At 60.8% G+C, this 24,546-nt stretch carries 24 protein-coding genes; 18 read left to right on the top strand and 6 right to left on the bottom strand.

Annotation, left to right across the window (positions count from 1 at the left end; genetic code table 11):
- Positions 1-67 precede the first annotated feature (67 nt).
- Positions 68-790 (bottom strand): OmpA family protein, encoded by a 723-nt coding sequence (locus tag PS14A_RS05235; RefSeq protein WP_212615453.1) that lies wholly within the window; start codon positions 788-790, stop codon positions 68-70.
- Between the two features lie 90 nt (positions 791-880).
- A complete protein-coding gene (locus PS14A_RS05230) occupies positions 881-1,576 on the bottom strand; it encodes an OmpA family protein (RefSeq protein WP_024011908.1) in 696 nt (231 codons plus the stop codon).
- 199 nt (positions 1,577-1,775) lie between these two features.
- Here PS14A_RS05230 and PS14A_RS05225 point away from each other — a divergent pair, with 199 nt between their 5' ends.
- The 4 genes from PS14A_RS05225 (at position 1,776) to PS14A_RS05210 (ending at position 3,576) form a co-directional block, all read left to right on the top strand.
- On the top strand, positions 1,776-2,273 hold the full coding sequence (locus PS14A_RS05225; RefSeq protein ID WP_212615452.1) for a DUF6231 family protein: 498 nt from the start codon (positions 1,776-1,778) through the stop codon (positions 2,271-2,273).
- A gap of 4 nt (positions 2,274-2,277) precedes the next feature.
- Positions 2,278-2,754 carry a YchJ family protein gene (locus PS14A_RS05220; RefSeq protein WP_130911272.1) on the top strand — a complete coding sequence of 159 codons (477 nt, stop codon included), beginning with the start codon at positions 2,278-2,280 and terminating at the stop codon, positions 2,752-2,754.
- 121 nt (positions 2,755-2,875) lie between these two features.
- Positions 2,876-3,361, top strand: coding sequence for an LEA type 2 family protein (locus tag PS14A_RS05215; protein WP_137215354.1), 486 nt, complete (start codon positions 2,876-2,878; stop codon positions 3,359-3,361).
- 5 nt (positions 3,362-3,366) lie between these two features.
- Positions 3,367-3,576, top strand: a complete 210-nt coding sequence (locus tag PS14A_RS05210) for an SEC-C metal-binding domain-containing protein (RefSeq protein ID WP_018607772.1) — start codon at positions 3,367-3,369, stop codon at positions 3,574-3,576.
- Positions 3,577-3,831: 255 nt separating this feature from the next.
- On the opposite strand, the gene PS14A_RS05205 is transcribed toward PS14A_RS05210, so the two are convergent.
- On the bottom strand, positions 3,832-4,389 hold the full coding sequence (locus tag PS14A_RS05205) for a cysteine hydrolase family protein (protein ID WP_137215353.1): 558 nt from the start codon (positions 4,387-4,389) through the stop codon (positions 3,832-3,834).
- Between the two features lie 201 nt (positions 4,390-4,590).
- Between PS14A_RS05205 and PS14A_RS05200 the strand changes: the two genes are divergently transcribed.
- From PS14A_RS05200 to pdeM, 10 genes are all read left to right on the top strand, one after another.
- Complete coding sequence (locus PS14A_RS05200) at positions 4,591-7,041, top strand: penicillin acylase family protein (RefSeq protein WP_212615451.1); 2,451 nt, start codon at positions 4,591-4,593, stop codon at positions 7,039-7,041.
- A gap of 302 nt (positions 7,042-7,343) precedes the next feature.
- Positions 7,344-8,378, top strand: coding sequence for a ligase-associated DNA damage response exonuclease (locus PS14A_RS05195; protein WP_212615450.1), 1,035 nt, complete (start codon positions 7,344-7,346; stop codon positions 8,376-8,378).
- Positions 8,375-10,063, top strand: coding sequence for an ATP-dependent DNA ligase (locus PS14A_RS05190; RefSeq protein ID WP_212615449.1), 1,689 nt, complete (start codon positions 8,375-8,377; stop codon positions 10,061-10,063). The genes PS14A_RS05195 and PS14A_RS05190 overlap by 4 nt, the downstream gene beginning before the upstream one ends.
- Positions 10,064-10,434: 371 nt before the next feature.
- A complete protein-coding gene (locus PS14A_RS05185; protein WP_212615448.1) occupies positions 10,435-11,217 on the top strand; it encodes a transporter substrate-binding domain-containing protein in 783 nt (260 codons plus the stop codon).
- Between the two features lie 56 nt (positions 11,218-11,273).
- Complete coding sequence (locus PS14A_RS05180; protein WP_160768285.1) at positions 11,274-12,002, top strand: ABC transporter permease; 729 nt, start codon at positions 11,274-11,276, stop codon at positions 12,000-12,002.
- Positions 11,999-12,709 carry an ABC transporter permease gene (locus PS14A_RS05175; protein WP_041478064.1) on the top strand — a complete coding sequence of 237 codons (711 nt, stop codon included), beginning with the start codon at positions 11,999-12,001 and terminating at the stop codon, positions 12,707-12,709. The genes PS14A_RS05180 and PS14A_RS05175 overlap by 4 nt, the downstream gene beginning before the upstream one ends.
- 27 nt (positions 12,710-12,736) lie before the next feature.
- Entirely contained in the window at positions 12,737-13,855 is a 1,119-nt protein-coding gene (locus tag PS14A_RS05170; RefSeq protein ID WP_110600059.1) for a succinylglutamate desuccinylase/aspartoacylase family protein, read from the top strand.
- A 12-nt stretch (positions 13,856-13,867) separates the two neighbouring features.
- Positions 13,868-14,632, top strand: a complete 765-nt coding sequence (locus tag PS14A_RS05165; RefSeq protein WP_056783337.1) for an ATP-binding cassette domain-containing protein — start codon at positions 13,868-13,870, stop codon at positions 14,630-14,632.
- A 182-nt stretch (positions 14,633-14,814) separates the two neighbouring features.
- Complete coding sequence (locus PS14A_RS05160; RefSeq protein ID WP_212615447.1) at positions 14,815-17,304, top strand: ligase-associated DNA damage response DEXH box helicase; 2,490 nt, start codon at positions 14,815-14,817, stop codon at positions 17,302-17,304.
- A complete protein-coding gene (gene pdeM, locus PS14A_RS05155) occupies positions 17,295-17,954 on the top strand; it encodes a ligase-associated DNA damage response endonuclease PdeM (protein ID WP_038860576.1) in 660 nt (219 codons plus the stop codon). Before PS14A_RS05160 ends, pdeM begins: the two co-directional genes overlap by 10 nt.
- Before the next feature lie 44 nt (positions 17,955-17,998).
- Here pdeM and PS14A_RS05150 read toward each other — a convergent pair whose 3' ends face one another.
- Together PS14A_RS05150 and dcd are read right to left on the bottom strand one after the other, a co-directional pair.
- Positions 17,999-18,208: a hypothetical protein gene (locus PS14A_RS05150; protein WP_016771389.1), complete on the bottom strand. Its 210-nt coding sequence runs from the start codon at positions 18,206-18,208 to the stop codon at positions 17,999-18,001.
- A 107-nt stretch (positions 18,209-18,315) separates the two neighbouring features.
- Complete coding sequence (gene dcd / locus PS14A_RS05145; protein WP_007940589.1) at positions 18,316-18,882, bottom strand: dCTP deaminase; 567 nt, start codon at positions 18,880-18,882, stop codon at positions 18,316-18,318.
- A 355-nt stretch (positions 18,883-19,237) separates the two neighbouring features.
- Here dcd and PS14A_RS05140 point away from each other — a divergent pair, with 355 nt between their 5' ends.
- A complete protein-coding gene (locus PS14A_RS05140) occupies positions 19,238-19,447 on the top strand; it encodes a cold-shock protein (RefSeq protein WP_002554837.1) in 210 nt (69 codons plus the stop codon).
- Positions 19,448-19,565: 118 nt separating this feature from the next.
- On the opposite strand, the gene PS14A_RS05135 is transcribed toward PS14A_RS05140, so the two are convergent.
- Positions 19,566-20,573 carry a DUF481 domain-containing protein gene (locus PS14A_RS05135; protein ID WP_212615446.1) on the bottom strand — a complete coding sequence of 336 codons (1,008 nt, stop codon included), beginning with the start codon at positions 20,571-20,573 and terminating at the stop codon, positions 19,566-19,568.
- Between the two features lie 165 nt (positions 20,574-20,738).
- Here PS14A_RS05135 and PS14A_RS05130 point away from each other — a divergent pair, with 165 nt between their 5' ends.
- The 3 genes from PS14A_RS05130 (at position 20,739) to PS14A_RS05120 (ending at position 24,540) form a co-directional block, all read left to right on the top strand.
- Positions 20,739-21,092, top strand: coding sequence for an MGMT family protein (locus PS14A_RS05130; protein ID WP_071174585.1), 354 nt, complete (start codon positions 20,739-20,741; stop codon positions 21,090-21,092).
- Positions 21,093-21,135: 43 nt separating this feature from the next.
- Positions 21,136-22,695, top strand: coding sequence for an AmpG family muropeptide MFS transporter (locus PS14A_RS05125; protein WP_212615445.1), 1,560 nt, complete (start codon positions 21,136-21,138; stop codon positions 22,693-22,695).
- 129 nt (positions 22,696-22,824) lie between these two features.
- Positions 22,825-24,540 carry a proline--tRNA ligase gene (locus PS14A_RS05120; protein WP_137215345.1) on the top strand — a complete coding sequence of 572 codons (1,716 nt, stop codon included), beginning with the start codon at positions 22,825-22,827 and terminating at the stop codon, positions 24,538-24,540.
- The last annotated feature ends 6 nt before the right edge of the window (positions 24,541-24,546 follow it).

Below are 24,546 nucleotides of genomic sequence, written 5' to 3'. Positions count from 1 at the left end.
TGATGAAATGGCTGCCGGGGCGAAGATCTCGACCCGGCAGCTCTAGCCTGCGTACTACAGACCTTTCCTAACGATTGATATGCAGCTGGACCCGGCGATTTTCCGCGCGGCCTTCATCGGTGGCGTTATCGGCGACCGGCTCACTTTCGCCTCGACCCTCGCTGGTGAGCTTGTTCGGCGCCAGCCCCTGACTGAGCAAGTACGCCGCGACACTGCTTGCGCGCCGCTCGGACAAAGCCTGGTTATAGGCGTCCGAGCCTTTGCTGTCTGTATGCCCGATGACTTTGATACTGACCACATCGGCATTGCGCAGCTTGTCCATCAAAGTGTCGAGCTGGGCTTTTGCCGCCGGGGTCAGATCGGACTTGTCGAAATCGAACAACACGTTACCGGCATCGCTCAAGGTGATCACTTCAGTTTGCGGCGCCGGTTCAACCGGTTTGACTGCGACCGGATATTGCGGAAGCGGGCAGCCACGATGATCGACTTCGGTATTTTCCGGCGTGTCCGGGCAGCGGTCGCGGCGGTCGAACACGCCGTCGCTGTCCTCGTCGCCATCCTGGGCGTAACAGATCAGCCCGCCGGTGACGATACCCAATGCCGCGCCGCCACCGGCCCAGCCGGCGCTTTCAATGGCGCCAAGACCGCCGCCGACCAGGCCGCCAAGCAGGCTGCAGATCGGCCACGTACGTTGATTGAGGGGGGCGGTGCCATCGCTGTGAGTGGCACAACCGGTGAGCAAGCTGCCTAGCAGCAGCACCGGCAAGACGGACCTTGAGAAAACACGCATTTGTGAACGCTCCTGTGTACCGGCCCATACCGGTTACACAGGAGTAAAGACCCGCATCCGCGACTGCACAAGCCGCGGATGCGAGAGGGGCTAGCGGACGATTTTGATTTCGGTGCGACGGTTCTGCGCGCGACCATCGGCCGACTTGTTGTCGGCAACAGGCTGGCTTTCACCAAGGCCCGACACCGAAACGAAGCTGGCACGCGGTACACCCTGCTGAATCAGGTATTCCACCACCGAGTGCGCACGACGATCCGACAGTTTCTTGTTGTAGGCATCGCTGCCGACACTGTCGGTGTGACCGGTCACGGTCAGTTGCGCGGTAGAGGATTCCTGTTTCAGGCGATCGGCGACTTTGTCGAGCACTTGCTTGTCAGGGCCGGTCAGCGTGGCTTTGTCGAACTCGAAGTGCACATCACGAATGACGATGGTTTCTTCCTTGACCACAACCGCTTCTTCGACCACTGGCGCAGGCGTCGGTGGCGGGCAACCGTCAGCATCGACCTGCACGCCTTTAGGTGTGCCCGGGCACTTGTCGCGACTGTCCGGCACGCCATCGCCGTCTTCATCGCCGTCACCATGCACCCAGCAATAGGCCGCTGCCGTACCACCGACAAGCAGTGCACCGTAACCGGCCCACGAAGCGCTTTCCGTCGCGCCGAGACCGGCACCGACCACACCGCCGACCGCCGCACAGGTCGGCCAGTCGGTCTTCTGCAAACCTGCACAACCAGTCAACACACTGGTTAGCAGAACCAAGGGTAATGCTGTCCGAACTATGCTCATCTAGTTTTCTCCTGAGGGATCGGCTTAAAACCGATTCAGGGAGTAAAGACCGGAGTTTTAATCTCCGCCAGCAATAGGCCACCGCTGTTTGCGACCGTGTTCACAGGGGTTCGCCTCTTTCGGCGAAAACCGCCGCCACCGGGCGCTTTGCCGACGCGGTCTGGCAGGCTAGTCTTGGCGGTCTGACTGAGGAGCTTCGATGAACGTCGCCATTTCTTCGCGCACGCCACAACAGACGTTGGCCGCTCTGCTGGATCGCTACGCCCCGGCCCGACTGCTGCTGATCGGCGCCAGCGAATTTCCCGCCTTGAGCGCTTTCAAGGACGCGCATCCAGATACCGTGGTCGCCCATGCCGCACCCGGCGCGCTGCCGGCTGAGCTGGCCGCGCAACGCTTCGATCTGGCGCTGGTGGTCGATTGCCTGGAACATTTGCCCAAGCGCGATGGCCTGAATCTGTTGGGCGGCATCCGCAATCTCAACGCCAGTCGCATCGCGGTGCTGGCGGATCTGGCGGCCAGTGGCTGGCAGGAAACCGACTTCTACTCATTGGCCCTGCAGGCCAGCGAGCGTTTCCAGCGCGACGAGCAGGTGCTGACCCTGTTCACCTACGATCTGCTTGACTACAAACAAGTCCCCGACTGGCTCAATTCACGCTTCTGGGCCAATCCGGAAAACTTCGGGAAATACTGGTGGTAATGCAATGAGTACAGCCATTTGCCCTTGCGGCAGCGGCAATCTGCTGGACGCCTGCTGCGGCCCTTATCACGACGGCCACCCGGCGCCGTGTGCCGAAGCCTTGATGCGCTCGCGCTACAGCGCTTACGTGCTGGGGCTGGTCGATTATCTGGTGGCGACCACCCTGCCCGCGCAGCAGGCGGGCTTGAACCGACAATCGATCAGCGACTGGAGTGCACAAAGCACCTGGCTCGGCCTCGAGGTTGAAAGCTCGGAAGTCTTTGGCGGCCAGCCGGAACACGCCTTCGTCACCTTTACCGCACGCTGGCACGACAGCCAGGGCGAGCACAGCCATCGCGAGCGCTCCTCATTTGTCCAGAACGGCGGGTGCTGGTACTTCATCGATCCGACGGTGCAGATGAAGCTGGGGCGCAATGACGGCTGCCCTTGCGGCAGCGGGCAGAAGTTCAAGAAGTGTTGTTCGGGTTATTTCGGCGCTTGAGCTGAAGATCAAAAGATCGCAGCCTTCGGCCGCTCCTACAAAGAATTTGCGTTCATTCTGTAGGAGCTGCCGAAGGCTGCGATCTTTTTAGGTCTAGACTGGCACCAAAGGGAGTAACACCATGCTCGGTCATCGACGCACATTACATTTTCTGCTGTTGATGCTGACCCTCAACCTCGGCGGCTGCGCCTCTTGGTTCAGCGATGACAGCGTCGAGCCCGCCGTGCATCTGGTGAAAGTCGAGGTGGTGCGGGCCAAGTTGCTCGAACAGAAATTCATCCTGCACTTTCGCGTCGACAATCCCAACGACAGCGACCTGACCGTGCGCGGCCTCGAATACCGGATTCATCTGGCCGACATGCTGCTCACCGAGGGCGAGCACGAGCACTGGTTTACCGTCGGCCCCAAGCGCAGCGCTTACTTCAAAGTGCCGATCCGAACCAACCTGTGGCCGAAGGTCAAACAGGTGGTGAAACTGCTGAAAAATCCGAACCAGCAGATTCCCTATCGATTGCAGGGGGAAATGGAAACCGGTTTATTCATCGCCCACTACGTGCACCTTGAGCGCAATGGCGTGATAATCCCCGCCGATCTAACTCCGGAGTGACCTCGATGACCCAGCAACCCCATGTCCATGGCCCTGACTGCAACCACGATCATGACCACCATCACGATCACGATCACGACCATGGCCATGTCCACGGCCCGAACTGCGGCCACGCCCACCAGGAACCGGTGCGCAACGCCCTGAAAGACGTCGGCCGCAACGATCCTTGCCCATGCGGCAACGGCAAGAAATTCAAGAAGTGCCACGGCGCTTGATGTCACTGGCGAAGGTCTTCTTCGCCTGACCTGCCGCCTTCGCGAGCAAGCTCGCTCCCACAGTGACCGCGTACCGATCTCCTGTAGGAGTGAGCCTGCTCGCGATGGGGCCGGCACCTCCAACATTGTTGGCGCCTGACACACCGCTTTCGCGAGCAGGCTCGCTCCCACAGGGATCGCGTTTCATCTGAAGAAATATGGTCACTGTGGGAGCGAGCCTGCTCGCGAAGGCGGCGGCGCCTCCACTACAAAACTTCAGCCTGCCGCCAAAACCTGCACACTACTGACCACCGTCGCATACTCCCCATGCAGATTGCCCAGCGACATCCCGTGCACCTCTTCAGCGGTACGCGGTGTGCCGAAATAATCGGCCTTGTCGAAGGTGAAGCACGCATCCTCAGCCACAAACGTATCGAACGCCAAATTGCCTGCGGTGCGCGCCGTCGACTCAACTGAGTTGTTGGTCGCCACGCCGACGATGATCAGTTGCCTGATCCCTGCCTCACGCAACCGCCCTTCCAGCCCGGTCGCGCAAAACGCATCCGGAACGTCTTTCTGGATCAGCCATTCACCGTCCTGAGGGACAAATCGCTCTTGAAACTCCACCCCGGACTGCTCCGGCCAGAACACCGAATCAGGCGAGCGCGACAAATGTTGCACGTGGATCACCGGCCGCCTGCTCCGCCGCCACAGCGCCAGCAGCTCAAGCATTCTTTCCTCGGCCTGAGGATTATTCCGCCGCCCCAGACGCGGGTGCAAAATGCCTTTCTGCTGGTCGATGATGATCAGCGCAGCGTTGCTCTGAAGCTCCATAGCGATCTTTCTCCTGACAGGGCTCGGGACTCGTTCCGTAGTTCAACATCAGCGCTTTCCCACAAGCAACTGTCACGCCTCTGACCGATCAGCCGACAACTGCATAAATAACCGCTCGCCCCGCTTGCGCGGCCCTCGCGCCGTCACTAACGTAGCGGCTTTATTGCGCCCCCAGCCTTATACCCCCGCAGGAGCTTCGCCATGGCCTCGCCAGCCCTTACACATTTTCTTCCCCGGTTCGGCGTTGCCGCAGCAGTGGCCGGTGTTCTCGGCCTGTCCGGTTGCCAGACCTGGAACGCCCAGGACAGCCTGCCGCCGACCTCCGGCGTGCAACCGCTCAAGGGCCTGGCGCAGAACGTTTCGGTGCGGCGCAATGCGATGGGCATGCCGCTGATCGAAAGCAACAGCTTCCATGACGCGCTGTTCAGTCTCGGTTACGTCCACGCCAGCGACCGCATCAACCAGATGGTCACCCTGCGCCTGTTGGCTCAGGGCCGGTTGGCGGAAATGTCCGGCGCGTCGATGCTCGATGCCGACCGCTACATGCGCGCGGTCAATCTGAAGAAGAGCGCCGGCGAGCTGTACAAGGCCTCGTCGCCACGGCTCAAGCGCTTCTTCGAGGTGTATGCACGGGGCGTCAACGCCTACCTGTTCCGCTACGCCGACAAATTGCCGGGCGATCTCGCCGCCAGCGGTTACAAGCCGGAATACTGGAAACCGGAAGATTCGGCGCTGATTTTTGCCCTGCTGAATTTCAGCCAGTCGGCCAACCTGCCGGAGGAAATTCAGTCACTGGTGCTCGCGCAAACCGTGACCACTGACAAACTCGCCTGGCTGAGCCCGTCGGCGCCTGATGAAAACCTGCCAGTGGCTGAAGCCGACAAACTGCAAGGCCTCAAGCTCAACGGGCAGATTCCGGGACTGACGGAATTGAGCAACGCCAGCCAGCAACTGTCGGCGCTGAACCTGCTCGCCACGCCGACTGCGAACAATTGGGCGATTGCCCCGCAACGCAGCCGCAGCGGCAAGAGCCTGCTGGCCAGCGATGCGCACGGGCCGCTGGCCGCGCCGTCGTTGTGGAGTTTCGTGCAGATACGTGCGCCGAAATATCAGGCTGCCGGGGTCACGGTTGCCGGTCTGCCGATGGTGCTCGGTGGTTTCAACGGCAAAGTGGCGTGGAGCATGACCAGCGTGCTCGGCGATAACCAGGATCTGTTCCTCGAGAAAATCCGCCGTCAGGGCAGCAGCCTCACTTATGAAGTCAACGGCAAATGGCAGCCGCTGGGCGTGCGCAACGAAACCTACTTCGTCAAAGGCCAGCGGCCGATTCGCGAAGCCGTGTACGAAACCCGCCACGGCGCGCTGCTCAACAGTGCCCAGGCAGCGGCGCAGGGCAGCGGTTTCGGCCTCGCCTTGCAGACGCCAAGCTTCACTGACGACAAAACCCTGGATGCCTTCTTCGACCTGACCCGCGCGCAGAACGTCGAGCGCGCCTCGGACGCCAGCCGCGAAATCCGCGCCATCACCCTCAATCTGGTATTCGCCGACGCAAGCAATATCGGCTGGCAAGTCACCGGGCGCTTCCCCAACCGTCGCGAAGGCGAAGGCCTGCTGCCCTCGCCGGGTTGGGACGGTCGCTACGACTGGGACGGTTACGCCGACCCGATGCTGCACCCCTACGATCAGGACCCGGCACAAGGCTGGCTCGGCACCGCCAATCAGCGCGTGATTCCCGACGGTTACGGCATGCAGTTGTCGAAATCCTGGGCGGCACCGGAGCGCGGCGAACGCCTGGCTGAACTGGCTGGCAGCGGCAAGCACGACAGCCGCAGCGTGATCGCCATGCAGTACGACCAGACCACCACGTTCGCCGCCAAGCTGAAAAAAATCTTCGAAGCGCCGGGGATGAAGCAACCGCTGAAACAGGCGATCGACGCCCTGCCGGACGCCGAGCGCAGCAAGGCTCGCGAAGCCTTCACCCGTTTGATGGCGTTCGACGGCAAGCTCAGCCCGACCTCGGCGGATGCGGCGATTTACGAACTATTTCTGCAGGAAAGCATAAAGCAGATCTTCCTCGATGAACTGGGTCCTGAATCGAGCCCGGCGTGGAAGGCCTTTGTCGCCAATGGCGATCTGTCCTACGCGGCGCAGGCCGATCATCTCTTGGGACGTGAGGACAGTCCGTTCTGGGATGATCTGCGCACGCCGCAGAAGGAAGACAAATCCGTGATTCTCGCCCGTAGCCTCGCTGCAGCGATTACAGCGGGAGACAGCCAGTTGGGCGGCGATCATCGCGCCTGGCAGTGGGGCAAATTGCACAGCTATGCGTGGAAAAACAGCAACGGTCAGACTGTACGCGGGCCGCTGGCGGCTGGAGGCGATCACACCACGCTGAACAGCTCGGCATTTGCCTGGGGTCAGGACTTCGCCACGATGCGTGCGCCGTCGATGCGTTTCATCGTCGACTTCGGCCAGAGCGAACCGCTGATGGCGCAGAACGGCACGGGGCAGTCGGGCAATCCACTGAGTCCGAACTACCTGAACGGGATCGATGCATGGCTGAAAGGTCAGTACATCGGCTTGCCGATGCAGCCGCAAAACTTTGATCGGGTGTATGGCAAGGCCCGCTTGACCCTGACTCCAGGGAAATAAAGCAAAGATCAACAGCCCCTCACCCTAGCCCTCTCCCGGGGGGAGAGGGGACTGATTGGGGGATGCTTGGGTCTTGCGCCGACCTGAAAGAGAGAGGGTGAATCCAACATTGGATCAGGCTCAAGGCTGTGCCAGATCCATATTCAACTCGGTCCTTCAGGTCGATGTACCTCGCCAGACACTTCGGTCGGCCCCCTCTCCCTCTGGGAGAGGGCTGGGGTGAGGGTAGCGCTTTAAAGCCGATCGAACTTCCAGCCTCACGCCCGCCTCATAGCTAACAAGCCCCCCATTCCGGTCACGACATGGATCTTGTTATTGCCCGACCTGAAGGTCTCTACTGCCCCGCCGGGGATTTCTATATCGATCCGTGGCGGCCGGTCGAGCGCTCGGTGATCACCCATGCCCATGGCGATCACGCGCGCACCGGTAATCAGCACTACCTGTCGAGCAGCGCCAGCGCCGGGATTCTGCGCGCGCGTCTGGGTCAGGACATCCAGTTGCAAACCCTCGACTACGGCCAGCGCCTGACCCACCACGGCGTCACCTTAAGTTTTCACCCCGCCGGGCATGTCCTCGGTTCGGCGCAGGTGCGCCTGGAATACGGCGGCGAAGTCTGGGTCGCATCGGGCGATTACAAGGTCGAGCCGGACGGCACCTGCACGCCCTTCGAACCGGTGCGCTGCCACACCTTCATCACCGAATCGACCTTCGGCCTGCCGATCTATCGCTGGCAGCCGCAGGCGCAGATCTTCGCCGAAATCAATCAATGGTGGGCGGCCAACATCGCCGCCGGCAAGGCCAGCGTGCTGTTCTGCTACTCCTTCGGCAAGGCCCAGCGGATTCTCCACGGCATCGACGAAACCCTCGGGCCGATCCTCAGCCACGGCGCGGTCGAACCGCTGAACCGTGTGTACCGCGATGCCGGAGTGTACCTGCCGCCGACGATCTACGCCGGCGACGTGAAAAAAAGCGACCCGATCATGCGTCAGGCGCTGGTCATTGCCCCGCCGTCGGCGGGCGGCAGCACCTGGATGCGCCGTTTCGGCGAGTTCAGCGATGCCTTTGCCAGCGGCTGGATGCGCCTGCGCGGGACCCGGCGGCGGCGCGGCGTCGATCGCGGTTTCGTCCTTTCCGACCACGCCGATTGGCCAGGTCTGCTGTGGGCGATCAACCAGACCGGCGCGGAACGGGTGATGGTCACCCACGGCTCGATCGGCGTGCTCGTGCGCCATCTGTGCGAACAGGGCCTCGATGCACAAGGCTTCACCACCGAATACGGCGATGACGAAGACGACAACATCGCCAGCGAACCCACCGTTGCCGAGACATCGCCATGAAAGCCTTCGCCGAGTTATATGCCGAACTCGACGCCACCACGTCGAGCAACGCCAAGCTGGCGGCAATGCAGGCGTATTTCGCGCAGGCCGCGCCAGAAGACGCCGCATGGGCGGTGTATTTCCTCTCTGGTGGTCGACCTCGGCAACTGGTACCGGTGCGCATCCTCCGAGAGCTGGCGGTGGAAGTTTCAGGGTTGGAGCCGTGGTTGTTCGAAGAAAGCTATCAGGCGGTCGGCGATCTGGCCGAGACCATTTCTCTGGTGCTGCCGGAGAATTCCCACAGCTCCGAGGCCGGTCTTGCCGAATGGATCGAAGACAAACTGCTGCCGTTGCGCGGCGAAACACCGGAGTATCTGGCGCGGCAATTGCCGATGCTCTGGGCGCAACTGGATCGGCCGAGCTTGATGTTGTGCATCAAGCTGATCACCGGCAGTTTCCGCGTTGGCGTGTCGAAGTTGCTGGTCACCCGCGCCCTCGCCTCAATGGCCGGGCTCGACAGCAAACGCGTGGCCCAGCGCCTGGTCGGTTACACCGATCTGTCGCACCGGCCCAACGCCGCGAGTTACCTGAAACTGATCGCCCCGGAATCCGCCGACGAACACGCCCAGCGCGGCGGTCAGCCCTACCCGTTCTTTCTTGCCCACGCGTTGTCGCAACCGGTCGAGGAATTCGAAGCTCTGCTCGGCCCCGCCAGCGACTGGCAGGTGGAATGGAAGTGGGACGGTATTCGCGCGCAAGTGGTCAAGCGCGACGGCAAGCTGTGGGTGTGGTCGCGCGGCGAGGAACTGGTGACCGAGCGCTTCCCCGAGTTCGATGTGCTGGTCCACGGCTTGCCCGACGGCACGGTGATCGACGGCGAAATCGTCGTTTGGAAGAGTACCCATCCGACGACTGAAGATGCCTTCGATCCGCAATCCGATGAGCCGCCGGCCGTGCAACCGTTCGCCCTGCTGCAACAACGCATCGGTCGCAAGACGCTCGACAAGAAGATTCTCGAAGAAGTGCCGGTGGTGCTGCTGGCCTACGATCTGCTGGAATGGCAGGGCGAAGACTGGCGCAACCAGCCGCAGGTCAAGCGCCGTGCGCAACTCGAAGAGGTGATCGCGCGCTGCAACAGCCCCGTACTGCTGCCCTCCCCTGTATTGACCGGCGAAGACTGGCTCGACCTCGGCCGCCAGCGCGAAGCGTCACGCAAACTCGGCGTCGAGGGCATGATGCTCAAGGCGCGCGATTCGCTGTATGGCGTCGGCCGGACCAAGGACATGGGCGTGTGGTGGAAGTGGAAGGTCGATCCGTTCAGCGTCGACGCGGTACTGATTTATGCCCAGCGTGGACACGGCCGTCGCGCCAGTCTGTACAGCGATTACACCTTCGCCGTGTGGGACGGCCCGCCGGAATCCAGCCAGCGCTCGCTGGTGCCGTTTGCCAAGGCGTATTCGGGGCTGACCGATGAAGAGATGCGTCAGGTCGACAGCATCGTGCGCAAGACCACCGTGGAGAAATTCGGCCCGGTCAGCAGCGTGAAACCGAGCCTGGTGTTCGAACTCGGCTTCGAGGGCATCGCCCTGTCGCGCCGCCACAAGAGCGGCATCGCCGTGCGCTTCCCGCGCATGCTGCGCTGGCGCAAGGACAAGACCGTCGAAGAAGCCGACAGCCTCGCGACTCTGCAAGACTTGTTGGCCTGATTCATTCTCGACACATCGCAGAATCCTGTGGCGAGGGGATTTATCCCCGCTGGGCTGCGCAGCGGCCCCCAGCAATTTCCCCCTGAAAATCGTGAACTCAGGTTTTTGCGCCTGCTGCGCAGCCGATCGGGGATAAAGCCCTTCGCCACAGTTTCAACTGCTCTGAGCCACGCGCTTGAACCGAAACAGTGCATGCAAACAGCTATGCCCGTTTCCGGGCATTCAACTACCCTTGCCGCTCTGCACTCGACCTTTTAAAACACCTGTTCGGCACTCTGGTTCGGAAATTGCTACTTTCTATAGGTCGTAAGCGTTGCAGTAACAATAATTCTGCGCCACAAGCGCTCATATTGGTTCTTAGGGATTGAATAATGAAAAAAGCATTGCTGACCCTTTCTGCACTGGCGTTGTGCATGGCCGCCGGCTCCGCGCTGGCCAAGGAATACAAAGAGCTGCGCTTTGGCGTTGACCCTTCGTACGCACCGTTCGAGTCGAAAGCGGCCGATGGCAGCCTGGTCGGGTTCGATATCGATCTGGGCAACGCGATCTGCGCCGAACTGAAGGTCAAGTGCAAATGGGTTGAAAGCGATTTCGACGGCATGATTCCGGGCCTCAAGGCCAACAAATTCGACGGCGTGATCTCGTCGATGACCGTGACCCCGGCGCGCGAGAAGGTCATCGACTTCTCCAGCGAACTGTTTTCCGGCCCGACCGCTTACGTGTTCAAGAAAGGCTCCGGCCTGAGCGCAGACGTCGCGTCGCTGAAGGGCAAGACCGTTGGCTATGAGCAAGGCACCATTCAGGAAGCCTACGCCAAAGCCGTGCTGGACAAGGCTGGTGTGAAAACCCAGGCCTATCAGAACCAGGATCAGGTGTACTCCGACCTGACCTCCGGCCGCCTCGACGCAGCCATCCAGGACATGCTGCAAGCCGAACTGGGCTTCCTCAAGTCGCCGAAAGGCGAAGGTTACGAAGTCAGCCAGCCGGTCGACAGCGAATTGCTGCCGTCGAAAACCGCTATCGGTATCAAGAAAGGTAATACTGAGCTGAAAGCACTTTTGGATAAAGGTATCAAAGCGTTACACGACGACGGCAAATACGGCGAGATTCAAAAGAAACACTTTGGCGACCTGAATCTGTACAGCGGCAAATAATGCCCCGGCGCCCATCCTCGATGGGCGCCTTTTCCATCCGCTCAGGTTGCTGATTTATGTTTGAAACCCTCCTGCAAGATCTGGGGCTGGCCTCGTTCAGTCTGCAGGGCTTCGGCCCGTTGCTGCTGCAAGGCACCTGGATGACCATCAAATTATCGGCGATGTCGCTGCTGGTGGCCGTGTTGCTCGGCCTGCTCGGCGCCAGTGCCAAACTGTCGAAAGTCAAATTGGTGCGCCTGCCCGCGCAGCTCTACACCACGCTGATTCGCGGCGTGCCGGATCTGGTGCTGATGCTGTTGATCTTCTACAGCCTGCAAACCTGGCTGACGTCACTGACCGACTACATGGAATGGGAATACATCGAAATCGACCCGTTCAGCGCCGGCGTGCTGACGCTGGGCTTCATTTATGGCGCGTATTTCACCGAGACCTTCCGTGGCGCGATCCTCGCGGTGCCGCGTGGTCAGGTCGAAGCCGCCACCGCGTACGGCCTCAAACGTGGCCAGCGTTTTCGCTTTGTGGTGTTTCCGCAAATGATGCGCTTCGCCCTGCCGGGCATCGGCAACAACTGGATGGTCATGCTCAAGGCCACCGCGCTGGTGTCGATCATCGGTCTGGCTGATCTGGTCAAGGCAGCGCAGGACGCCGGTAAAAGCACCTATCAACTGTTCTACTTTCTGGTCCTTGCCGCTTTGATCTATCTGCTGATCACCAGTGCTTCGAACTTCATCCTGCGCTGGCTCGAACGCCGCTACGCCGCCGGTGCCCGGGAGGCCGTACGATGATCGAACTTCTCCAGGAATATTGGCGCGCCTTCCTTTATACCGACGGCCAGAACATCACCGGACTGGCAATGACGATGTGGCTGCTGACCGCCTCGATCTGCATCGGCTTCATCGTCTCGATTCCGTTGTCGATTGCCCGCGTCTCGCCGCACTTCTACGTTCGCTGGCCGGTGCAGTTCTACACCTACCTGTTCCGTGGCACGCCGCTGTATATCCAGTTGCTGATCTGCTACACCGGCATCTACAGCCTCGCCGCCGTGCGCGAACAGCCGATCCTCGACAGTTTCTTTCGCGACGCGATGAACTGCACGATCCTCGCTTTCGCGCTCAATACCTGCGCGTACACCACGGAGATTTTCGCCGGGGCGATTCGCAGCATGAACCATGGCGAAGTCGAAGCGGCCAAGGCTTATGGCCTGACCGGCTGGAAGTTGTACGCCTACGTGATCATGCCGTCGGCGCTGCGCCGTTCGTTGCCTTACTACAGCAACGAAGTGATCCTGATGCTGCACTCGACCACCGTGGCGTTCACCGCGACCATTCCCGATATTCTGAAAGTCGCGCGGGATGCCAACTCGGCGACCTTCCTGACCTTCCAGTCATTCGGCATCGCCGCGCTGATCTACCTGACCATTACTTTTGCGCTGGTCGGTCTGTTCCGCCTTGCCGAACGCCGCTGGCTGGCCTTCCTCGGGCCGACTCACTAGCACCGGTTTGACAATAAAGAGATAACAATGCGCCACCAGATTCATGACTTGCTGGCCCCGCTGCCGGGGACCGCACGGCAGATTCACAGTTTCCACTTCGGCCCACAGCAGGCCAAGGGCAAGGTGTACATTCAGGCCTCGCTGCATGCCGACGAACTGCCGGGCATGCTGGTCGCCTGGCACCTGAAGCAGCGTCTGGCCGAGCTGGAAGCTGCCGGCCGCCTGCGCAGCGAAATCGTCCTCGTGCCGGTGGCCAACCCGGTCGGCCTCGAACAAGTGCTGATGGACGTGCCGCTGGGCCGTTACGACCTGGAGAGCGGGCAGAACTTCAATCGCTGGTTCGTTGACCTCAGCGAAGAAATCGGCAACGCCATCGAAGGCCAATTGAACGACGATGCGCAGCACAACCTCGAACTGATCCGCACCAGCCTGCGCAACGCGCTCGCCCGCCAGACGCCGACCACACAACTGCAATCCCAGCGTCTGACCCTGCAACGCCTGGCCTGCGATGCCGACATGGTGTTGGACTTGCACTGCGACTTCGAATCGGTGGTGCACCTGTACACCACGCCCGAAGCCTGGCCGCAGGTCGAGCCGCTGGCGCGCTATATCGAAGCCCAGGCCAGTCTGCTCGCTACCGATTCCGGCGGGCAGTCGTTCGACGAATGCTTCACCCTGCTCTGGTGGCAACTGCGCGAGCGCTTCGGTGAGCAGTTCGAGATTCCGCTGGGCAGCTTCTCGGTGACCGTCGAATTGCGCGGTCAGGGCGACGTCAATCACCCGCTGGCCAGCCGCGATTGTCAGGCGCTGATCGATTATCTGATCCAGTTCGATGCCATCGTCGGCGAGACCAAGCCGCAACCGCCGCTGCCGTACCCGGCCACGCCGCTGGCCGGGGTCGAACCGGTGACCACGCCAGTCGGCGGCCTGCTGGTGTACTGCGCGACACCCGGCCAATACCTGGAAGCCGGCCAGCAGATCGCCGAAATCATCGACCCGGTCCACGACAAGGTCACCCCCATTCATTGCACCGCCGCCGGCCTGCTGTATGCGCGCTCGCTGCGGCGCATGGCCACTGCCGGCATGGTCATCGCCCACGTCGCGGGCGCCGAAGCCTATCGCAGCGGCTACCTACTTTCGCCTTGAGGATGCTCGTCCATGTACAAACTGACCGTTGAAGGCCTGCACAAAAGCTATGGCGATCATCAGGTGCTCAAAGGCGTTTCGCTCAAGGCCAAAACCGGCGACGTGATCAGCCTGATCGGCGCCAGCGGCTCGGGCAAAAGCACCTTTTTGCGCTGCATCAATTTCCTCGAGCAACCCAATGACGGCGCCATGAGCCTCGATGGCCAGGCGATCCGCATGGTCACCGACCGGCACGGCATGCACGTCGCCGACGCCGATGAACTGCAACGCCTGCGCACGCGGCTGGCGATGGTGTTCCAGCATTTCAACCTGTGGAGCCACATGACCGTGCTGGAAAACATCACCATGGCCCCGCGCCGGGTGCTGGGCTGCAGCAAACAGGAAGCCGAGGATCGCGCCCGGCGGTATCTGGACAAAGTCGGCTTGCCGGCGCGAGTCGCCGATCAATACCCGGCGTTTCTGTCCGGCGGTCAGCAACAGCGCGTGGCGATCGCCCGGGCGTTGGCGATGGAGCCTGAGGTGATGCTGTTCGACGAACCGACCTCGGCACTCGACCCGGAACTGGTGGGCGAAGTGCTGAAAGTGATTCAGGGTCTGGCCGAAGAAGGCCGGACGATGATCATGGTCACCCACGAGATGAGTTTTGCGCGCAAGGTGTCGAATCAGGTGCTGTTTCTGCATCAGGGCCTGGTGGAAGAAGAAGGCGCGCCCGAAGAGGTGCTGGGCAATCCCAAGAGTGAACGGCTGAAGCAGTTCCTCAGCGGCAATCTCAAATAACGCCGTACACAATTCCCCTGTAGGAGCTGCCGAAGGCTGCGATCTTTTGACTCTGCTTCAAAGATCAAAAGATCGCAGCCTCGTTTCACTCGTCAGCTCCTACAGGGGAATCGCGTTGTTTTAAACCTTTGGTCTGTTGCTGTGGTCTCTGAAACAACACCTCCAGAGCGCACGCAGCCGGCATGGCGAAATCCCCCGACTTTGCAAAAACCTGGTTCAGCGCCCGCGACTGGAAGCCGTTCGCCTTTCAGAAACAGGTATGGGCGGCGGTGAAAAACGGCGAATCCGGGTTGCTCCACGCCAGCACCGGCGCCGGCAAAACCTATGCGGTGTGGTTTGCTGCACTCAACCGCTTCGCCCGCTTGCAACCGCCCGTGGCCACGCCGCGCAAACGCAAACTGCCGGCCGAGCCGTTGACGGTGCTGTGGATCACGCCGATGCGCGCCCTCGCCGCCGATACCGCCCGCGCGCTGCAAAGCCCGGTGGATGATTTACAGATTCCGTGGAGCATCGGCCTGCGCACCGGCGACACCAGTAGCAGCGAGCGCGCTCGTCAGGGCCGGCGTTTGCCAACGACGCTGATTACCACCCCGGAAAGCCTGACTCTACTACTGGCCCGCGCCGATGCGCGCACGGCGTTGTCGACCCTGCGCATGATCGTCGTCGATGAATGGCACGAATTGCTCGGCAACAAACGCGGCGTGCAATTGCAACTGGCCCTCGCCCGCCTGCGTCATTGGCAGCCGGAACTGATCGTTTGGGGCGTGTCCGCCACCCTCGGTAATCAATCCCACGCCGAGCAAGTGCTGATCCCACAGGGCGGCGGCGTCAGTGTTCAGGGCAAAAGCGAAAAAACCCTGCAAGTCGACACCCTGCTCCCACCGGCCATCGAGCGTTTTCCCTGGGCCGGGCACATCGGTCTGAAGATGCTGCCGCAAGTGGTGGCCGAACTCGACGCCTGCGCCAGCAGCCTGGTGTTCACCAACACCCGCGCACAATCGGAGATCTGGTATCAGGCGCTGCTGGAAGCGCGGCCGGACTGGGCCGGGTTGATCGCGCTGCACCACAGCTCACTGTCACGCGATACCCGCGATTGGGTCGAGCAAGCGTTAAAGAATGGCCAACTGAAAGCGGTGGTCTGCACTTCGAGCCTGGACTTGGGTGTGGATTTCCTCCCGGTTGAGCGCGTGCTGCAGATCGGCTCGGCGAAAGGCGTTGCGCGGTTGATGCAGCGTGCCGGACGTTCCGGCCACGCGCCGGGGCGCACCTCGCGGGTCACTTTGGTCCCGACTCACAGCCTGGAGCTGATCGAAGCGGTTGCCGCACGCGACGCCGTCGAACAGCGGCGCATCGAGCCGCGTCTGTCACCGCACAAGCCGCTGGATGTGCTGGTCCAACATTTGGTCAGCATGGCCCTTGGCGGTGGGTTTATTCCTGAAGACTTGTATGAAGAAGTCCGTGGTGCCTGGGCTTATCGTGACCTGACAGAGGCAGACTGGGCCTGGGCGCTGGCGTTCGTGCGCCATGGCGGGATGTCTCTTACAGCGTATCCGGATTACCGCCGGGTCGAGCCGGACGAACACGGCGTCTGGCGCGTGCCGGATGCGCGCCTAGCACGGCGCCATCGCATGAGCATCGGCACCATCGTCAGCGACGCGAGCATCAACCTTAAATTCTGGAGCAAGGGCGGCGGCGGCAAACAACTGGGCAGCGTCGAGGAAGGCTTTATCGCGCGACTGAAACCCGGCGATGGTTTCCTCTTCGCCGGCCGCCTGCTGGAACTGGTGCGGGTGGAAAACATGACCGCCTACGTCAAACGCAGCACCGCAAAAAAAGCCGCCGTGCCGCGCTGGAATGGCGGGCGCATGCCGTTATCCAACGAACTGGCCGAAGCAGTGGTGACGCGCTTCAGCGCCGCTGCTCAAGGTCAGTTCAACGGCCCGGAAATGCATGCGCTGCGGCCGCTGCTGGAGACGCAGATACGCTGGTCCGGCTTGCCCACCACGGAAAATCTGCTGGCCGAGGTGCTGAAATCCCGCGAAGGCTGGCATCTTTTCCTCTATCCGTTCGCCGGGCGTCAGGTGCATCTGGGACTGGCGAGCCTGCTGGCGTGGCGCGTCAGTCAGCGGCAACCGGTGACCTTCTCGATTGCCGTGAATGATTACGGCCTGGAACTGCTCAGCGCCACGCAGGTGGATTGGGCCACGCATCTCGACGCTCACCTGTTCAACGCCGATGACTTGTTGCTGGATGTGCTGGCCAGTCTCAATGCCGGTGAGCTGGCGTTGCGCCGCTTCCGCGAAATCGCGCGGATCGCCGGGCTGGTCTTCGCCGGGTATCCGGGCGCACCGAAAAGCACCCGCCAGGTGCAGGCGTCGAGCGGCTTGTTTTTCCAGGTGTTCAAACAATATGACGCCGACAACCTGCTGCTAGCCCAAGCTGGGGAAGAAGTCCTACGCGAGGAACTGGATATTCGTCGTTTGGAACAGACATTGGAGCGGATCAATCGGATGAAACTCGACGTGCATCAGGTTAAACGTCCTACACCGTTGGGCTTTCCGCTGCTGGTGGAGCGGATGCGCGAGAGCATGAGTTCGGAAAAACTGGCTGACAGGATCAGAAGAATGGTCGGTGACCTGGAAAAAACCGCTGATAACGGAAAATCGTCGTGAGTGCGTACCCGGTGCGTCTGGCCGGTGAGGAGTTGTGGCTGCTGCCGGAGAAAGCGCTGTACTGGCCAGCGCAGGAGGCGCTGCTGATCGCCGACGTGCATTTCGGTAAGGCGGCGGCCTATCGCAGCCTCGGCCAGCCGGTGCCCCATGGCACAACGGCGAGCAATATCGAGGTGATCGACGCGTTGCTGGCGCGGTTGCCGTGTCGCCAGTTGATCTTCCTCGGGGATTTTCTGCATGGGCCTGGTTCCCATGTCCCGACCACACTGAATGCGCTGGCAGAGTGGCGAGCGCGGCACGCTGACCTGCCGATGACGCTGATTCGCGGCAACCACGACAAACGCGCGGGCGACCCACCGGCATCGTTGAATATCCGCGTGGTGCCCGAACCATTGCTGCTCGGCCCGTTCGCCTTACAACACGAGCCCGATGCGCATCCGGAACGGCACGTGCTCGCCGGCCACGTGCACCCGGTTTATCGATTGCACGGCAAAGGTCGGCAGAGCTTGCGCCTGGCCTGCTTCAGGTTGGGTGAGCGCATCAGCCTGATGCCGGCATTCGGTGCGTTTACCGGCGGCTATCAGGTCGAGCGCGACGACAGTTGCAAGGTCTTCGTGATCGGCGACAACGAAATATGGCCCGTCAGCTAGATCGCAAATCGATCAGGCTGACGGGCCATATTCATGACGGTCGGTCAGGCAACAGGCGCCGGAGGCGGCTCGTCCGGCAGCGTCGGTTCGCCTGGTTCGGTCGGTTGTTCGTTGGGAGTATCGGGATCGGGCTGGCCGGGCACGCCGCCGGATAGGCTCAAAGACGGATTCGCCAATAACGACCAGGCCAGAACGCCTATCTGATTGGGCTCAAGCCTTGCCAGTTCAGCGCTGATTCGCGGGTCGATCTTCATAGGGCACTCCTCAGTGAAGGCCCGAATTTGTGTGTAACAAAAACGGGCAGTACACCCCATAGAGTGTCTGCCCGCCAAAGAATTCCCGACATCCGTCGGATGGTCGATCAGGTACGCGGCAAGGTTACGCCACGCTGGCCCTGATATTTGCCGCCACGATCCTTGTAGGAAACTTCACATTCTTCATCGGATTCGAGGAAGAGCATCTGCGCCACACCTTCGTTAGCGTAGATTTTCGCGGGCAGATTGGTGGTGTTGGAAAATTCCAGGGTCACGTGACCTTCCCACTCAGGCTCGAGCGGAGTGACGTTGACGATGATGCCGCAGCGCGCGTAGGTGCTTTTACCCAGGCAGATGGTCAGCACGTTGCGCGGAATGCGAAAGTACTCGACGGTGCTGGCCAGGGCGAAGGAGTTCGGCGGAATGATGCAGACGTCGCTGTGGATGTCGACGAAGCTGCCGGCGTCGAAGTTCTTCGGGTCGACAATGGCCGAGTTGATGTTGGTGAACACCTTGAAGTGGTTGGTGCAACGCACGTCGTAGCCGTAGCTCGACACGCCGTAGGAAATCACCCGGCTGTCGTCGCTGCCGCGCATCTGGCGCTCGACGAACGGTTCGATCATGCCGTGTTCCTGCGCCATGCGGCGAATCCACTTGTCCGATTTGATGCTCATGGCGGGTTTGTCCTGAATAGCGAGGTGGAAAAATTCTGTCCGGCATCTTACCGGGCGCGTCGCCGCGTTCAAAGTGCGCAACGCAATTCTCGGCGAACACCCCGTATTTACGCGATGTGGCGACGAACCGTCGCACCGCCGATCCCTAAAACACAGAATCCTTTGCAAGAAACATTGGCACGTTCCGGAAAAAGGGTTAAGGTGGCGTCACTGTGTTGCTTGTGTCACTGAGAATCTCTACACGATATGTTGAATTTCGATCCAACCATCTACAAGAATTTTTCCTGCTCTTTGCACTCAGTCTCGGCCAGGGTTCTTCCTGAGTCGCAGTTATCTTTGTTCAAGGAGTTACACCATGTCTAATCGCCAAACCGGTACCGTTAAGTGGTTCAACGATGAAAAAGGCTTCGGCTTCATCACTCCACAATCCGGTGACGACCTGTTCGTTCACTTCAAAGCTATCCAATCCGACGGCTTCAAAAGCCTGAAAGAAGGCCAACAGGTTTCTTTCATCGCTACCCGCGGTCAGAAAGGCATGCAAGCTGAAGAAGTACAAGTTATCTAACTTGTAGCTTCTTTAGAAAAGAGCCCCGCCCTTAAAAGCGGGGCTTTTTTGTGGGCGCCTGTTTTGTTCAGGCAAAAAAAATCGCAGCCCGAAAGGCTGCGATTTTTTGTTTGTGCTTTTACCAGGCCACGCCAAACCCTGCGGTATAACGGGTCTTGTTCAGATCCGCATCGTTGGTGCCGCTGATGATGTCGCGCTCGGCCTTTAGGTTGAGCGAGGCCCAGTCGGTGACCTTGTAGCGCAGGCCCAGCTCGGCATCCAGCGCGTAATCGGCAACGCCCGACAGCGGCTTGCCGACTTCGCCATTGGTGAAGAACTCGACCTTCTTGCCGATCAGGTAGCGGTTGTAGTCCCACTTCATCGCGACGGAATAGAAGTTGTCCTTGCTGCCATCGCGGTATTCATAGTCGGTGCGGTTGAGCAACGAGCCCAGCGAGAACGCGCCGAGTTCGTCGTCCCAGAACTGGTAGCCCGGACCGGTACCGACCACACGCTGGCGGGCCAGCTCTTCGATGTGATCACGCTTGTAGTTGATGCGCCCCTGCCAGAACCACTGGTCGGTGAGGAAGCGGTCGAGGGAGTATTCGGCGCGCCAGTTGTTGGTGGTGGTTTCCGCATCCTGCACTTCGCGGTTGTATTCCCCCTCGGCGGTATGCCGCCACCGACCGTGCCGCGCCGAGGTCTTGAAGCCGACGTCGTAGTCGTCGGTGTCCTTTTCGGCGCGCTGATAGTCCAGCGCCAGATCAACATTGCCCTTCCACACCAGGTCGGTGACGATCGGCTTGGGCTTGAGAATCTGCTGAATGCTCGCCAGCTCGACCGTCTTCGGCGCCTCGCCATTGGACAGGGTGACCTTGCCATCGTCAGCCGCCGTCAGCGACTTCGACACTTCACCGGCATAGGCATCCTGCTTCACCAACAGGTGCTGATCGCTATCGAGGGTCTTGACCTCTTTCCAGTCAATCGCCACCGCACCGGCGTATTTGGTCTGGATCAACAGCTTGCCGCCGTCGAATACCGTGATAGTGCCGCTCAGCTTGTCGCCGTTTTTCAACCAGACGGTGTCGGCAAGCAGGGGCGTGGACGCGCTGAAAACAGCAAGGCACAACAAGGTTCTGGGGAACATAAGCAGATCGGGGGCTCAGAGTTGGCGAAAAAGGTCGGCATTATCCGGAGGATTTTGCCCATGACAAGGACTGACCGGACTATTTCAATTGAGTTCATTTCTCAACTGCGCCACGAGCGATTACCCTTGTCGCCATTGTCACGCCAATGCTCAGGAGCCGCGTACGTGAAAGACCCGCTCGACAGCGTCGAAAACGATGCGCAAATCCGACGCACGGCACTCTACTCGACACTCGCGCAAGTGCCTGAAGGCAAAGTCGTCAGTTATGGCCAGTTGGCCGAACTTGCCGGGCTGGGCCGCGCCGCGCGCTGGGTCGGGCGGACTTTGAGCCAGTTGCCCGGCGATACCAGGCTGCCCTGGCACCGCGTACTCGGCGCCGGCGGGCGCATCAGCCTGCCGGTCGGCAGCCCCTCCGGTGATGAACAACGCGCGCGATTGCGCATGGAAGGCATTACCGTCCAGAACAATCGTGTGGATATTCGGCGCCATGGCTGGCGTCCGGTAGAGCACAGCGGTTAGAGTGCGCGCTTTGTTTTCGCAATTTTGAGGCAGACTTCAGCCCATGCCCCGTAAAACCTGGCGCGCCGCGCTCGCCGCCTATGCCAGTCCTTCGACGCTCGTGCTGTTGTTGCTCGGTTTTGCCGCCGGCCTGCCGTACATGCTGGTGTTCTCGACGCTCTCCGTGTGGCTGCGTGAAGCGGGCGTGGCCCGTGAAACCATCGGCTATGCCAGCCTCATCGGCCTGGCGTATGCGTTCAAATGGGTCTGGTCACCGCTGCTCGACCAATGGCGCCTGCCTTTGCTGGGCAAGCTCGGCCGCCGCCGTTCGTGGCTGGTGCTTTCCCAGGCGCTGGTAATTCTCGGCCTGATCGGCATGGGTTTCTGTGATCCGCAGAAACATTTGTCCTGGCTGATCGCCATTGCCGTCGTCGTCGCCTTCGCCTCGGCCACGCAAGATATCGCAGTCGACGCTTACCGTTTGGAAATCGCCGATGACAGCCGCCAGGCCGCGCTCGCCGCCAGCTATATGTCCGGCTACCGCGTTGCCGCCCTGCTCGCCACCGCCGGCGCGCTGTTCTTCGCCGAAGGTTTCGGCTCAACTGGCTTCAACTATAAGCACGCGGCATGGACCGGCACTTATGTGCTGTTCGGCGCATTGATGGTGCCCGCGCTGCTGACCACGCTGTTCATGCGCGAACCACCGGTGCCGTTGCGCACGCAGTTGCAGGCCGGGCGCTACACGTTCATGCATCAACTGATGTCGGTATTCGTGCTGATCGTTTTGCTGGTTTCCGTGCCGGCGATGTTCACCCAGCTGTACAACACCGATTTCGCTGGCGTGCTGTTCGGTGACATGAGCCCGCTCGATTTGCTGCTCGAAGACCGCGCCTTTCTGCGCGCCATCCTCTACATATTGCTCACCGGCATGTGTCTGTCGGCCATGGGCCGGCGCGGACTGGCGCCGGTACTGACGCCGGTGAATGACTTCATCCTGCGTTATCGCTGGCAGGCGCTGTTGCTGCTGGGCCTGATCGCCACCTATCGCATGTCCGACACGGTAATGGGCGTGATGGCCAACGTGTTCTACATCGACCAGGGCTTCACCAAGGATCAGATCGCCAGTGTCAGCAAGATTTTCGGCCTGATCATGACCCTCGTCGGCGCCGGCATGGGCGGGCTGTTGATCGTGCGTTTCGGCATTCTGCCGATCCTGTTTATCGGTGGCGTGGCTTCGGCGGCGACCAACCTGCTGTTCGTCATGCTCGCGGACATGGGCCCGAACCTGCAGATGCTGGTGGTGACCATTTCCCTCGACAACTTCAGTTCGGGCCTGGCGACCTCGGCGTTCGTCGCCTACCTGTCGAGCCTGACCAACCTGAAATTCTCGGCGACGCAATATGCCCTGCTCAGCTCGATCATGTTGCTGCTGCCGCGTTTGATGGGTGGCTACTCCGGCGTGCTGGTGGAGAAATTCGGCTATCACAGCTTCTTCCTCATCACCGCCCTGCTCGGCGTGCCGACGCTGCTGCTGATTGCACTGCACTGGTTTCAGGAGCGCCGCCGCGAAGGGCCGACACCAACGCCCGAGCCTGCACCGACGCCGGTCACCGAAGACTCGTAGGACGCTTCGCCAGTGGCGGGAGGAATCCCGCCACTCGACCTCTGTGCCGGCCACACTTCTGTACGGCAGCAAAACTCGCCGGTACACTGCTCCGTCATTTCCAGTCATAGCAACCGACAACGGCCAACCATGCGCACCAGTCAATTTTTGCTCGCCACACAGAAAGAAACGCCTTCCGACGCTGTCGTGATCAGCCACCAGCTGATGCTGCGCGCCGGCATGATCCGCAAGCTTGCCTCGGGCCTGTACACTTGGCTGCCGATGGGCCTGCGAGTCATGCGCAAGGTCGAAGCCATCGTTCGCGAAGAGATGAACGCTGCCGGTTCTCTGGAAGTGTTGATGCCGAGCACCCAACCGGCCGAGCTGTGGCAGGAATCGGGGCGCTGGGAAGAATACGGCCCTGAGCTGCTGCGCATCAAAGACCGCCACGGTCGCGACTTCTGCGCGGGCCCGACCCACGAAGAAGTGATCACCGATCTGATGCGCAACGAGTTGAGCAGCTACAAACAGCTGCCAATCAACCTGTACCAGATCCAGACCAAATTCCGCGACGAAATCCGCCCACGCTTCGGTTTGATGCGCGGCCGCGAATTCATCATGAAGGACGCCTACTCCTTCCACGCTGATCAGGCGTCGCTGCAGATCACTTATGACCGCATGCATGAAGCCTACTGCAACATCTTCACGCGTCTGGGTCTGAAATTCCGTCCGGTTGAAGCCGACAACGGTTCGATCGGTGGTGCCGGTTCCCACGAGTTCCACGTGCTGGCCGAGTCCGGCGAAGACGATATCGTTTTCAGCAACGGTTCCGACTACGCGGCGAACATCGAAAAAGCCGAAGCGGTGCCACGGGAAACCTCGCGCCCTGCGCCAACCGAAGAACTGCGTCTGGTCGACACGCCGGACACCAAAACCATCGCGGCGCTGGTGGAAAAATTCAATCTGCCGATTGAAAAGACCATCAAGACCCTGATCGTCCATGCCGAAGAAGAAGGCAAGCTGATCGCGCTGGTGATTCGTGGCGACCACGAACTGAACGAAATCAAGGCTGCCAACCAGCCTGGCGTGGCCAGCCCGCTGGTCATGGCCTCTGATGCCGAACTGCGTGACGCGATTGGCGCCGGCGCCGGTTCGCTCGGCCCGCTGAACCTGCCGCTGCCGATCATCATCGACCGCTCGGTCGCGATGATGAGCGACTTCGGCATTGGTGCGAACATCGACGACAAGCACTATTTTGGCGTGAACTGGGACCGCGATCTGCCGGTTCCGACCGTTGCCGACCTGCGCAACGTCGTCGCTGGCGACCCAAGCCCGGACGGCAAGGGCACCCTGGAAATCAAGCGCGGCATCGAAGTCGGCCACATCTTCCAGCTAGGCAACAAGTACAGCAAGGCGATGAAGTGCGAAGTGCTGGGCGAGAACGGCAAGCCGGTGACCCTGGAAATGGGTTGCTACGGCATCGGCGTATCGCGAGTGGTGGCTGCTGCCATCGAGCAGAACAACGACGCCAACGGCATTATCTGGAGCGACACCCTGGCGCCATTCCAGATCGCCCTGGTACCGCTGCGCTATGAAACCGAGCAGGTGCGCGAAGCCACCGACAAGCTGTACGCCGACCTCACGGCTGCCGGTTTTGAAGTGCTGCTGGACGATCGCGACAAGAAAACCAGCCCGGGCATCAAGTTCGCAGACATGGAGCTGATCGGCATTCCACACCGGATCGTGGTCAGCGACCGCGGCCTTGCCGAAGGCAACCTGGAATACAAGAGTCGCACCGAAGGCGAGGCGCAAGCCTTGCCGGTGGCCGATGTTGTGTCCTTCCTTCAGGCCCGTATCCGCCGCTGAAACCAG

The organism is Pseudomonas sp. 14A (assembly GCF_018132745.1).
Taxonomy (GTDB): Bacteria; Pseudomonadota; Gammaproteobacteria; order Pseudomonadales; family Pseudomonadaceae; genus Aquipseudomonas; species Aquipseudomonas mercuritolerans.
Note: the sequence above shows the minus strand (reverse complement) of the source record. Positions and strands in the feature narration are given on the sequence as shown.